At 63.5% G+C, this 12,242-nt stretch carries 13 protein-coding genes; 10 read left to right on the top strand and 3 right to left on the bottom strand.

The genetic code is table 11. The features are described 5' to 3' along the window. The first annotated feature begins 15 nt into the window (after positions 1–15). Together GRI32_RS03750 and GRI32_RS03745 are read left to right on the top strand one after the other, a co-directional pair. A complete protein-coding gene (locus tag GRI32_RS03750) occupies positions 16–570 on the top strand; it encodes a TspO/MBR family protein (protein ID WP_160589796.1) in 555 nt (184 codons plus the stop codon). Between the two features lie 39 nt (positions 571–609). Further along, positions 610–858: an accessory factor UbiK family protein gene (locus tag GRI32_RS03745; RefSeq protein ID WP_160589795.1), complete on the top strand. Its 249-nt coding sequence runs from the start codon at positions 610–612 to the stop codon at positions 856–858. Positions 859–921: 63 nt separating this feature from the next. Here GRI32_RS03745 and GRI32_RS03740 read toward each other — a convergent pair whose 3' ends face one another. Beyond that, on the bottom strand, positions 922–1,332 hold the full coding sequence (locus GRI32_RS03740) for a hypothetical protein (protein WP_160589794.1): 411 nt from the start codon (positions 1,330–1,332) through the stop codon (positions 922–924). Positions 1,333–1,456: 124 nt separating this feature from the next. On the opposite strand from GRI32_RS03740, the gene recO reads away from it, so the two are divergent. The 4 genes from recO (at position 1,457) to GRI32_RS03720 (ending at position 4,592) form a co-directional block, all read left to right on the top strand. Further along, positions 1,457–2,059, top strand: a complete 603-nt coding sequence (gene recO / locus GRI32_RS03735; RefSeq protein ID WP_160589793.1) for a DNA repair protein RecO — start codon at positions 1,457–1,459, stop codon at positions 2,057–2,059. A 10-nt stretch (positions 2,060–2,069) separates the two neighbouring features. Next, positions 2,070–3,128 (top strand): 3-isopropylmalate dehydrogenase, encoded by a 1,059-nt coding sequence (gene leuB / locus GRI32_RS03730; RefSeq protein ID WP_160589792.1) that lies wholly within the window; start codon positions 2,070–2,072, stop codon positions 3,126–3,128. A 44-nt stretch (positions 3,129–3,172) separates the two neighbouring features. Further along, positions 3,173–4,324 (top strand): glycosyltransferase family 2 protein, encoded by a 1,152-nt coding sequence (locus GRI32_RS03725; protein WP_160589791.1) that lies wholly within the window; start codon positions 3,173–3,175, stop codon positions 4,322–4,324. 85 nt (positions 4,325–4,409) lie between these two features. Continuing rightward, on the top strand, positions 4,410–4,592 hold the full coding sequence (locus GRI32_RS03720) for a PLD nuclease N-terminal domain-containing protein (RefSeq protein ID WP_160589790.1): 183 nt from the start codon (positions 4,410–4,412) through the stop codon (positions 4,590–4,592). A gap of 89 nt (positions 4,593–4,681) precedes the next feature. On the opposite strand, the gene GRI32_RS03715 is transcribed toward GRI32_RS03720, so the two are convergent. Continuing rightward, the gene (locus GRI32_RS03715) at positions 4,682–5,956 is read right to left on the bottom strand and encodes a glycosyltransferase family 39 protein (protein ID WP_160589789.1); all 1,275 of its coding nucleotides are present in this window, start codon (positions 5,954–5,956) and stop codon (positions 4,682–4,684) included. 89 nt (positions 5,957–6,045) lie between these two features. Here GRI32_RS03715 and GRI32_RS03710 point away from each other — a divergent pair, with 89 nt between their 5' ends. The 4 genes from GRI32_RS03710 (at position 6,046) to apaG (ending at position 9,485) form a co-directional block, all read left to right on the top strand. Next, a complete protein-coding gene (locus GRI32_RS03710) occupies positions 6,046–6,318 on the top strand; it encodes a hypothetical protein (RefSeq protein WP_160589788.1) in 273 nt (90 codons plus the stop codon). A 45-nt stretch (positions 6,319–6,363) separates the two neighbouring features. Further along, positions 6,364–7,569, top strand: a complete 1,206-nt coding sequence (locus GRI32_RS03705) for a trans-sulfuration enzyme family protein (RefSeq protein WP_160589787.1) — start codon at positions 6,364–6,366, stop codon at positions 7,567–7,569. A gap of 90 nt (positions 7,570–7,659) precedes the next feature. After that, on the top strand, positions 7,660–9,021 hold the full coding sequence (locus GRI32_RS10890; protein WP_337190146.1) for a PAS domain S-box protein: 1,362 nt from the start codon (positions 7,660–7,662) through the stop codon (positions 9,019–9,021). A gap of 65 nt (positions 9,022–9,086) precedes the next feature. Continuing rightward, on the top strand, positions 9,087–9,485 hold the full coding sequence (gene apaG, locus GRI32_RS03695; protein WP_160590231.1) for a Co2+/Mg2+ efflux protein ApaG: 399 nt from the start codon (positions 9,087–9,089) through the stop codon (positions 9,483–9,485). Between the two features lie 77 nt (positions 9,486–9,562). Here the strand turns inward: apaG and GRI32_RS03690 are convergent, their stop codons facing one another. Beyond that, positions 9,563–12,187, bottom strand: a complete 2,625-nt coding sequence (locus GRI32_RS03690; RefSeq protein ID WP_160589786.1) for a M14 family metallopeptidase — start codon at positions 12,185–12,187, stop codon at positions 9,563–9,565. Positions 12,188–12,242: the final 55 nt, after the last annotated feature.

Here is a 12,242-nt window from a genome sequence, read left to right as displayed (position 1 = left end):
CATGCAGGAGCTTCAATGAACCGCCTCGCGTCCCCCGCGCAATTGCGCGCCAGCCTGCTTCGCTGGTCCCTGTTTCTGGTGCCAACCGTGCTGCTGCTGGGTTTCCTGTCCGGGCAAGTGGCTGGAAGCGCGGCGAATAATCCGTGGTTCGATGCGCTGGTAAAGCCCGCGATCTATCCGCCCCCCGCCACATTCGGCATTGTCTGGGCAACCCTCTACCTGATGATGGGCGTTGCGCTGGCGATGGTCTGCGCCGCTTGGGGTGCCCGCATGCGCGTGCTGGCGATCCTCGCCTTCGTGGTGCAATTCGCGCTCAATCTGGCGTGGTCGCCGATTTTCTTTGCGGAACATGACATTGCACTGGCGCTGGCGGTACTGATCGCGCTGGACGTGGCGCTGGCAGTGACTGTGTGGCTGTTCTGGAAAGTACGCCCGGCGGCCGGGATCATCCTGCTGCCCTATCTGGCGTGGGTGTTGTTTGCCAGCGTGCTCAACTGGCAGTTTCTTGACGCCAATCCCGATGCCAGCGAGATTGAGGTAAGCAACGCCGTGCAACGTTTCGAGTTGTGAAAGCTTGCCAAGAGCGCATCACAATACCAGATAGGTCCCATGCAAAGCGAAAACCCGATCATCGCCGACTTCGTCAAACTGGCCAACAGCGCGGCCGGCACCTTTGCGGGCATGACCCGCGAGGCGCGCGACACTGCGCGTGAGAAAATGAGGGAGGCCATGGGCGGCATGGATTTCGTCAGCCGCGAGGAATTTGACGCGGTCAAGGACATGGCCGCCAACGCGCGCGAAAAATGCGACGTGCTCGAAGCGAAGATCGCCGCGCTTGAGGCAAAGCTGGCCAAATAGGCCGCGCGGCCTGAGGGTGTGCCTGATGGTGCAGTCCGTCAGGCGCCAATCACCGCAAATGGCTCAGTTGCGCTGGAAGAAGCGTCCGGCCTCGTCATGCTGGGCCATGCGCAGGCAGCGCCCCACAACATCGGCATAATGCTCGCTCACCGCGCGTGTCCGGCTCGCCCCGGGCGGCATCTCGCGCACGGCCAGGGTATCGGCCTGCATCGCTTCGATCTTTGCCGCGCGCAGGTCCAGCACGGTGTCGAGCGTATCTTCGGAGGAACTGGCAAGGTTCTGGGTGACCCAGCCTTGCAGGTCATCCTTGTGTACGCGGAACTGCGGCAATTCGCTGCACACATCGCCCATCGCCAGCAATTCGGCATAAAATTCCTGCTGCACCGGGCTGAGCGCGCCCTCCTGCGCCTGTAGCGGCGATGAAAGGCCCGCGCTGGCAAGCGCGGCTGCTGCCATGGCTGCAATCTTCAACATGATGCTTTCCTCTCCCCAGGGATGGGCCCGACAATATCGAAATACAGCCCCGCGCACAAATGCCACCTCCTTGCGGGCCGCTCTCCTTGCAGCTCTGGCGCGAAAGCGGCACATGCATGATCCTATGCACATCCGCGCCCCCGCCATCCTCGTCGCATCCCGCCAGCATGGGGAAACTGCGGTCGTCGCGCGTTTCCTGACCGAGGAATACGGGCTGGTGGCGGCCTATGTCGCGGGCGGGCGCGGGCGGCAGCTGCGCCCGGTGATGATCCCCGGCAATCTGGTGGAGGTGCAGATCTCCGCCCGGTCTGAAAGTCAGCTGCCCTTTGCCAGACCCGAACTGATCGCCAGCCGCGGGCCTTTCATCACGGAGCCGCTGCTCGCCAGCGCCATTGGCTGGACCTGCGCGCTGACCGCCACCGCCCTGCCCGAACGCCAGCCCTACCCGCCGCTGCATTCGGCGCTGGGGGGGCTGCTCGATGCGATCTGCCAGGCACCGTCGGCGCGCGGCTGGACCAGTGCGCTGATCGGCTATGAGGTGCTGCTGCTGCGCGAGCTGGGCTATGGCGGGGAGGCCACCCGTCCCGAAGGCGACCTGCCGCAATTACTGGTGGAAATGGACGCTTTGGCGGCCCCGCTGGAGCACTACCTGCTTGCCGACAGGCGCGGCGATGTTATGGCCGCGCGCGCTCGCTTGAGAGAATTGCTGGGACGGATAATAGAATGAAAGTCGCCAAATGAAGATCGCATGTCTGGCCGGGGACGGTATCGGCCCGGAAATCATGGCAGAGGCCAAGAAGGTGCTGGCGGCACTGGATCTGCCCGATATCGAGACCGCTGACGCCGATGTCGGCGGCGCTGCCTACAAGGCGCATGGCCATCCCCTGCCGCCCGAGACGCTGGCGCTGTGCAAGGCCTCCGATGCCATATTGTTTGGCGCCGTGGGTGATCCCTCGTGTGACAATCTGGAGCGGCACCTGCGCCCCGAACAGGCCATTCTGGGCCTGCGCCAGGCGCTGACGCTGTTCGCCAACCTGCGCCCCGCCACCATGTTTCCGGGGCTGGAGGACATGTCTGCCCTGCGTCCTGAAGTGGCGCGCGAGATCGACCTGCTGATCGTACGCGAACTCAATGGCGATGTGTATTTTGGCGAAAAGGCCATCCGCACTCTGGATGACGGTCGCCGTCAGGGCTTCGATTTCATGTCCTATGCCGAGGACGAGGTGCGCCGCATCGCCCATGTGGCGTTCCGCGCCGCGCAGGGCCGCGACAAGCGTCTGTGCAGCGTGGACAAGGCCAATGTGCTGGAAACCAGCCAGCTGTGGCGCGACGTGGTGATAGAGACATCCGCCGAATATCCCGATGTCGAACTCAGCCACATGTATGTCGACAATGCCGCCATGCAGCTGGTCCGCAATCCCGGCCAGTTCGATGTGGTGGTAACGGGCAATCTGTTTGGCGACATCCTGTCTGACCAGGCGAGCATGTGCGTGGGCTCCATCGGCCTGCTCGCCAGCGCATCGCTGGGGGAAGCGCAGACGGACTTCGGCACTTTCGGACTGTATGAACCGATCCACGGCAGCGCGCCTGATATTGCCGGCACGGGCAAGGCCAATCCGATGGCCATGATCCTCAGCCTTGCGATGCTGCTGCGCCATTCGCTGGGGCTGGAGGCACAGGCGCAGCAAGTTGAGGCGGCAGTGGCAAAGGCGCTGGAAGCAGGCGTGAAGGGTGCCGATCTTGGCGGCGGCGCCGGAACTGCAGAAATCGGCGATGCGATCGTTGATCTTCTGTAAACCGTCAACGATCTGTTAGCATTAACCATGTACCGCACCGGCCCATGGACATGACGCACACAGATCTGCGCCCAGCTGCACAAAGCACCGCGCCAGTTGCCCTGCCGCTCGAACTCGCGGTGGTGCTGCCCACCCTGAACGAGAAGGGCAATATCGCCCCGATGGTTCGGCGGCTGGAAGACGCGCTTGGCCCTTCGGGCTGGGAAGCGGTGTTCGTCGATGACAATTCCACCGATGGCACCGCCGAAGAGGCACGCCGCATCGGCCAGAGCGATCCGCGCATCCGCGTGATCCAGCGCATTGGCCGGCGCGGTCTTGCCAGCGCCGCGATCGAGGGGATGTGCGCCACTGCCGCGCCTTTCGTGGCGGTGATGGACGCCGATCACCAGCACGATCCGGCGCTGCTGAAAGACATGCTCGCCGCAGTCAAATCGGGCGAGGCCGATCTCGCCTATGCCAGCCGTTTTGCCGAGGGCGGCAATGCCGATGGCCTGTCCAGCGCGGGCCGCGAAAAGGGCAGTCGCTTTGCCAATGCCATGGCGCGCAAGCTGACCGGCACCGAACTGACCGACGCGATGAGCGGATACTTCCTGCTGCGCACCGATCAGCTGCGCAAGCAGGCGCAACATCTTTCCGGCATTGGTTTCAAGATCATGCTCGACATTCTGGCGACGGCCAAGCCGCAGCTGACAGTAAAGGAATTCCCCTTGAAATTTGCCGAGCGCCTCGAAGGTGAAAGCAAGCTGGATCACGGCGTGGTCCTGGATTTCGTCGCCGGACTGTATGAGCGCTATTTCGGGCGCTACATCCCCACGCGCTTTGCCCTGTTCGGCACCGTGGGCGGGCTGGGCGTGTTCGTCCACATGGCCGTGCTGGCATCGCTTTTCCGCACCGGTCTGACAGGGTTCACCCTGGCAACGGCGGTGGCCACGATCGTGGCGATGACGTTCAATTTCTGGCTCAACAACCTGCTCACCTACCGCGACCAGAAGCTGTCGGGGCCAGAGGGTCTGTTCTATGGCTGGCTGAAATTCTGCGCCACCTGCGCCGTGGGTGCCTTCGCCAATGTGGCCGTATCATCGATGCTGGAAGCCAATGGCTTCCGCTGGTGGATCGCCGCGCTGGTGGGCGTGGTGCTGGCATCGGTGTGGAATTATGCCCTGTCCAGCAAGTTCGTGTGGGGCCGCTTCCGCTAAGTTTCTCGGAACCAGAAACGATTTCCATCCGTTCCAACGGACATGAAGGGCGCAAGGCTACGCCTCAAACCGTCAGGAGCAAGTCATGGAAATCATTGGTGTTCTGGTCCTTCTTCTGGACATTTACGCAATCTACAACGTGGTCACCAGCGGCGAATCCGTTGTCGGCAAGCTGCTGTGGTCGCTGGGTATCATCGTCTTCCCGGTGGTGGGCTTCATCGCCTGGATGCTGGTCGGCCCCAAGGGCGGCGGCCGCGCTGTCGTCTAACGCCGTACAACAAGCCTGAGGCTGCAAACGCCGCAGTGGTGCGGGACATCCCGCGCTGCTGCGGCGCAGTGCATTTACCGGGCTGAAGATCAGCGCCAGCCGGGCAACCACGCCCAGCGCAGGAACGCCATCTCGCCGTCCAGCGGGGCCGCGGTGAGAATGGGGTAGAACCACGCGAACAGCGCGGCAGATCCGCCAACGATGACGGCAGGGGCAAGCCGCTCCCCCCTTTGCCACAATCGCTGCGTCGCCAGCGCCAGCGCCGCCATGCCAAAGCAGTGCGGCAGCAGGTAATGATAATAGAATTGCACCGGCTTGGGGGCCACGATCCACAGGCCCAGGCTGACCGCATACAGCAGTGCCAGCGCCATGCAGTCCCGCCGCCCGTCCTTCCATCCTGCCCACGCACACCACGCCAGCGCGGGCAGGGCCAGCAGCGATGACAGTGGATTGCCGATCAGCAGCACGCCGCGCTGCGCTCCGTCCGCCTGTTCATACAGATACCAGATCGCCCGCCAGTTGCTCGCCCATTGCCACCACTGGCTCTGATAGGGATGCGGCTTGAGCACCTGCGTCTGCAGGTCGAGCATTTGCGCATGCAGCGCGATCAGGCCCGATGGATTGCCCGAAACCTCGGCATAGAACAGGAACGGCCAGTAGCTGAGCGCATAGATGGCGAGCGGCACCAGCCCCAGCCAGATGGCCGCCTCCCACAAGGTCATGCCGCCAATCGGCCAGCCGCGATTGCTGGTGAGAAAGTGCCATTTTGCCTGCCATGTGCGGGCGATGATGAAGGCGAGGCCGGGCATCATCGCTAGCGGAATGGCGTTCCACTTGCAGGCCATCGCCGCGCCCAGGGCAACGCCGGCAATCGCCAGCCGCCAGCGCGCGGTCTCATGCTCTCGCACCGCGCCCGCGCACATCCACAGCGCCAGCAGCATGAAGCCCGCCATGAAGATATCGAGCATGGCAATGCGCGCCTGCACCAGCAGCGGAAAGCCGGTGATCAGGAAGAAGCCTGTCAGCACGCTGGCTGCCCGGGTGGCGCTGGCGAACCACATGGCGCGCATCCCGGCAAACACCGCCAGCGTGCCAAATATCAGCGACATGATCCGCCAGCCGAGCGTATTGTCGCCAAACACCAGCACGCCCAGTGCGATCATCTGCTTGCCCAGCGGCGGGTGTTCCAGATTGGTGGCGGTGGACAAATCCAGCAGATTGCGCACGGCAGGCAGGTAATGCACTTCATCAAAGAACAGAGCGGAGGGCAGGGTCAGCCGCACTGCGCACAACCCCGCAAACAGCGCCGCTAGCGCGATGTTCCAGCGGATCGGATCAACGGGATGCGGGGGCGCTTCGCTCATCACCGCTGGCGATAGCATTCCCGCAGCCCAACACAAACGCCGATCAACCGGCCTTGGAACTTCACGCCTTACCGTGCCTTTTTAAGCATATGACTGATAATCTTTACCTGTTGTGGTTCGATAATCCCGAAGGCCTGCCGTCCGGCTTTGATTTTCACGGCGATGCGCAGGCGCTAGCTGATGGCATGTGGCTGGTTCGATCCGACCTTACCCGTTCAAAGCTCTATCACCGGGCCAAGTGGCAATTGCCCGATGACGCTCCGCTGCTGCTGGCCCCTCTGGCCGATGACCGCGATGGCTGGCCCAAGTTCAAGGGGCTGGAGGTGGGTGCGCTCAAGTGGTTGCGTCAGGGCGAGACATAGGAGCACGCTTGCCCGCCGCGCGCAGTGCCACTAAACGCGCAACCCATGAAAAAGACCACCGGCACAGATCGCTCCATCACTTCCAACTGGCGCCCGGCCACGCGCGCCGTGCGTGCGGGCACATGGCGCAGCGAACAGGGCGAGACGAGCGAGGCGCTGTTCCTCACCAGCGGCTATACCTATGACGATGCCGCCACGGTAGCCGCGCGCTTTGCGGGTGAGGCCGAGGGCATGACCTATTCGCGCCTGCAGAACCCCACCGTGGCGATGTGCGAGGAGCGTATCGCTTCGCTGGAAGGGGCCGAGGCATGCCGCATGCAGGCCACCGGCATGGCCGCCATGACCACAGCCCTGCTGTGCCAGCTTTCCGCAGGCGACCACGTTGTCGCCGGGCGCGCCGCCTTTGGTTCGTGCCGCTGGCTGGTGGACACTCTGCTGCCCAAATTCGGGATCGAGACCACCATTGTGGATGCGCGCGACAATTCCGCATGGGAAGCCGCGATCAGGCCGAATACCAAGGTGTTCTTCTTTGAGACTCCGGCCAATCCGACGATGGATATTGCCGATCTGGCGTTCATCTGCGGTCTGGCCCGCGCGCATGGCATCACCAGCGTGGTGGATAATGCCTTTGCCACCGCCGCCTTGCAGCGACCGATGGAATTTGGCGCCGATGTCGTCGCCTATTCCGCCACCAAGCTGATGGACGGGCAGGGGCGCGTGCTGGCCGGGGCCGTGTGCGGAAGCGCGCAGTGGATCAATGACGTGCTGCTGCCGTTCCAGCGCAACACCGGCCCCAATTGCTCACCCTTCAACGCATGGGTGGTGATGAAGGGTCTGGAAACGCTCGACCTGCGGGCCCAACGGCAGAGCGAGAACGCGCTGCAAGTGGCCCGCGCCATCGAAGGCCGCGTGCCGACCATGCTCCACCCCGGCCTGCCCAGCCATCCGCAGCACGATCTGGCGACCAGGCAGATGGACAATTTCGGCCCGATCTTCAGCTTCGTGGTCGATGGCAGGGCGCAGGCGCACGCCATTCTGGATGCGCTGGAACTGGTCGATATCTCCAACAATATCGGCGATTCCAAATCGCTGATGTGCCACCCCGCCAGCACCACCCACGCCAACATGGGCGAGGAGGGCCGCGATGCGATGGGCGTGTTCGAAGGCATGCTGCGCATCAATGTCGGGCTGGAAGACCCCCTCGACGTGATCGAGGATCTGGATCAGGCACTGGGCAAGGCCGGGCTGTAACCCACCGTCAACAATTTGAATTCCCTTGCGTCACAGCCTCATATATCTGTGATCGCTGGAAAATAACATACGGGCTGGGACGCATGGCACGTGGCTGAAATTTCGGATTTCTACGCGGCACTGGTCGAATCGACCGATGACGCGATCGTGGCCAAGGACGTCAATGGCACGGTGTTGTCATGGAACCCTGCTGCGGTGCGCCTGTTCGGCTATTCCGAAGCAGAGATGGTCGGCCAGTCGATCGTGCAATTGCTGCCGGATGACAGGCTGGACGAGGAAGTGAATATCCTCACCCGCATCCGCGCAGGCGAACGCGTGGGCCAGTTCTTCACCAAGCGTCGGCACAAGTCGGGCAGGCTGATCGATGTTTCGGTCACCGTCTCGCCTGTGCATGACAAGGACGGCAATGTTGTCGGGGCGAGCAAGATCGCCCGAGATGCAACGCAGGTTCTGGAGCGCGAGCGGCGGTTGCGTCAGAGCGAGGCGCGCTTCCACATGCTGGCGGACAATATCGCCCCTTTTGCCTGGATCGCCGAGCCCAGTGGCAACATCATCTGGTACAACAAGCGCTGGTACGATTACACCGGCACCACGCTTGAGGATATGCGCGGCTGGGGCTGGACCAAGGTGCATCACCCCGATCACGTGGACCGCGTGCGCGAGCATATCAAATCCTGCTTCGAAAGCGGTGAGGAGTGGGAGGATACCTTCCCGCTGCGATCGAAGGAAGGCGAGTATCGCTGGTTCCTCAGCCGCGCCAAGCCGATCAGGGAAGAACACGGCAATATCATCTGGTGGTTCGGCACCAATACGGACATTACCGAGCAGCGCGAACAGGCAGAGCAGATCCGCCTGTTGCTGATGGAAGTGAACCACCGTTCCAAGAACATGCTGTCCACAATCCAGGCGCTGATCCGCCGCAGCGTGAAGGATAATGACGGCTTCATCGCCCGCTTTCAGGACCGGATACGCAGTCTGGCGGTGAATCAGGACATATTGGTGCGGCGCGAATGGCGGGAAGTTCCGGTGGAAGAGCTGGCGCGCCTGCAACTGGCATTCGTGATGGATGCTCCCGGTGAGATCACCATCAGCGGATCGGAATTTCCGCTCAACCCCCGCGCGGCGGAGATCATCGGCATGGCACTGCATGAACTGGCCACCAACTCGCTCAAATATGGCGCCTTGTCGGCGGGTGGCGGGCAGGTGTCGATCGGCTGGGAAGTGGACGAAGAGGGCGGGCTTTTCTCCATGCACTGGACCGAATCCGGCGGCCCGCAGGTTACCGCTCCCGAGCAGACCGGCTTTGGCAGCACGCTGATTGCCGAGGTGCCACGGCGGTTCTTTGGCGGGGAGGCGGGCATTGACTATGCCAGCAGCGGGATCAGCTGGTCGCTCAAGGCACCGCTGGCGATGATCAGGGCAGGACTTTCGCAATCGGCTGCGACGAATTGAGTGCTGGCCCCTTGCCGCGGGCGTCAAACCCGTTACGCTCCCGACTCATGAAGATCAAAGACGCCATGAACCTGCTGTTCCAGCATGTCGCCATCACGGCCGGCGTGACGGTGCGCGTGTCGGTAAACTTCATGCCCGAGCAATCGCGCGTGGAGGCCGGGCGGTGGTTCTGGGTCTACCATATCCGGCTGGAGAACAACCGGGAAGACACGGTGCAGCTGCGCACACGCCACTGGCGCATCACCGATTCGCGCGGAATGGTGAATGTGGTCGATGGTGAGGGTGTGGTTGGCGAAACGCCGATTCTGGCTCCCGGCCAGACGCATGATTACGTGTCCGGCTGCGAACTCACCACCAATTACGGCGCGATGGAAGGCCATTTCACCTTTGCGCAAAGCGACGGCACCCTGTTCGAAGTGGCGATCCCCTTCTTCCCGCTGTCCGCTCCGGCAGAGACGATCTGACCTGGGTCAGGCCAAGCCAGGCTTAGCCTGACTCCGCCCAACTCAGCCCAACTCAGCTCAGGTCCGGTCAAACTGGCTCAGCGTACCCGCGCGGGCGCCACAATCACCGCATTGGCCAGCAGCAGGTCCAGCCCGTCCAGATATCCGCGCACGGTGGGATCATGGGTGAAGCCGATGGCCAGCCCGCTGCCCGCACCCTGCGCCATCAGGAACGGCTTGAAGGCCATCTGGCGGCGGTTTTCGTCCCACACATAACCGCTCGCCAGCAGGCTATCGGCGGCAGCAAAGCGCACCACATTCATGCCATCGTCGCGGTTGAGCGGGGCAAACACCAGATCGCCCGATGCAAATACCACCGGCGCGGCATCGTCATATCCGGCGGACAGGAAATTGTCGGAATCGATGGCGGTGTGGAGCAGCGCGCCGGGCAGCGTATCGGGCCGGCGGGCGTTGTCGGCTATGGCCGCGCGATAGGCGGCCTCGTCTGCGATGGCTTCACCCGCCACCATCGTTGCGGGGTTTTCCTCCTCCTTGGAAGGCTCTCCGCCCAGCACGGTTTCGCGCGCGGTGGCGAACAGCGCATTCTCGCTGCCGGTGAAGCCGAGCATGGCATTGCCCAGCACCACCACCACGCCGCCTTCGCGGGCATAGGTGGCGATTGCGCCGCGTGCGGCTTCATCCAGGCTGCCTTCTGTTTCCGGCACGATCAGCACGTCATAGCGCGCCAGATCGGCCACGGGCAGGGTGCCGGAGCGGATCGGGGCGACGGGAATGCCCAGCCGCTGCTCCAGCGTATAGCGCGCAGAGCCGGCCGATGTCGGGTTGACGCCGTCATCCCACACCATCGCCACCTTGGGCATGGCGAGGCGCACGAAATGGTCCGAGCCAAGGTTTGGCCCGTCATCCACCCAGCCATTGTCCAGCGCCACCACTTCCGCGCCGATCTGGCGGGCGAGCGAGGTCAGATCGCCGATGGTGTCCGGGTTGTCGGCGCGGGAGAACACCACCGTGCCGCGCGGGAATTCGCGCGCGCCAATGGTGAATGCGGCATCGGTGGAGCGGCCCTCCAGCCCGGCAGCCAGCGCTTGCGCCACCAGCCTGACCTGGCCGCTGTCGGTCCACGGCACGGCCAGCCCGAAGGCGCCCGCGTCCGCCGCCATCGATGGCAGCGGGTCCTCTGCGGTGATGGCGGTCCCGCCCGCCACGGTGTTGCACAGCGCGACGTCGAGACCGGACATCATGCCCACGCTCCACGCCGTGGTGTCATACAGCTCATGCTCCAGATCGCGGTTGCGGCGCGATTCCTGTTCGGAAACGAAGTCCGCCGGCAAATCGGTATTGGCATCGAGCAGGCTGCGGATCAGCCGCGCCGCGCCCTGCCGGCGATCAACCGCCAGATAGCCGCGCGGATAATTGACCCCGCAGGCGCTGGCCGGGCCTTCGATGCGGCGCACGGCAATTCCCTGAAACGCCAGCCGCCGGGCGAGCTGTTCACCGTTCCACCGTCGCTGCGCCAGATCGATCACATAGTGGCCCGTGCCCGCCGCGCCGCCGATCGCGCTGCGGCGATAGTCGGCATAATCGTTCAGGAACATGTCGGCATTGCGCGCCACCGTTTCCGCCGTTGCCAGCGTGGTGATGAAGTGATTGCGCACCCCGTCGGCATAGGTCAGCATGGACCCGTCCGTGCGTTCCCACACCTGCCCGCGCGCGCTGGATTGCTCGTAAGTCATGGCGATCGAACCGTTCAGCGTGGGCCATGTGTCACCATAGCCTGGATAGAACAGGTCAAAGACCTCGCGCGTGTAATAGGTCTGTCCCAGCCCATCCATTGCAGCGGCCACATTGCGGCCCAGCAGCACCTGCTTGGCGCGCTGGCCCTGCGTGACATTGGGATTGAAGGGATCGGCGGATGGCGGGAAGAAATAGGACGAATCGCCGCCCATCTCATGCGCATCCACCAGCACCACCGGCTGCCATTCGCGCACGGCGGTGATCTTGCCGCGCGTTTCGGGCTGGGTCAGCGCAAACCAGTCACGGTTGAGGTCGAACAGGTAGTGGTTGAAACGGCCGCCCGGCCAGGGCTGGTCATGGCCCGCCGTATAGCGATCGGCGAAGGGCTGAATGCCCAGCTGCTCGCGGTACTTGTTGACGAAGCGGCCGCGCCCGTCGGGGTTCTGGCTGGGATCGATGATCACCACCGAATTGCCCATGATGGTATCGACCATCTCATCACCCTGTGCGGCCAGCAGGTGATAGGCCAGCACCAGCGCGGCATCGGTGGAGGAAATCTCGTCCCCGTGCACGCCATAGGACAGCCACGTTACCGGCAGGATATTCGACAGCGCCTGCGGGGAGGTGCCATTGGCCAGCTGCGACAGATCGGCGCGTACCGCATCGATGCGGGCCATGTTGGCGGCTGATGTGACCACCGCATAAACCAGCGGGCGACCTTCCCAGCTGGTGGCATACTGGACCAGACGGAACCGGTCCGGTGCAGCCTGTTCCAGCGCCCGCAAATAGCTCAGCGCCTCTTCGGGAGAGCTGATGCGCGTGCCGGTGGCGTGGCCCACCACCTGTTCCAGCGTCGGAACATCATCCGCAAAGCGCCCTTCCAGCAAGCTCTGTGCCTGCGCCGGATTGGCAGCAAGGCCGGCAAGGGCAAGTATGCAAAGGGAGAAGGCAGCAAGCAGGCGCTTCATGATATGCTCCGGCAGGAAAGGACGGTTGGCTGCTTCCTGTAGTTTCAGGTGCAAT

This window comes from Alteraurantiacibacter aestuarii, assembly GCF_009827405.1.
In the GTDB taxonomy this organism is placed as follows: domain Bacteria; phylum Pseudomonadota; class Alphaproteobacteria; order Sphingomonadales; family Sphingomonadaceae; genus Alteraurantiacibacter; species Alteraurantiacibacter aestuarii.
The sequence above is the reverse complement of the archived record's forward strand: the minus strand, read 5'-3'. Positions and strand labels throughout refer to the sequence as shown.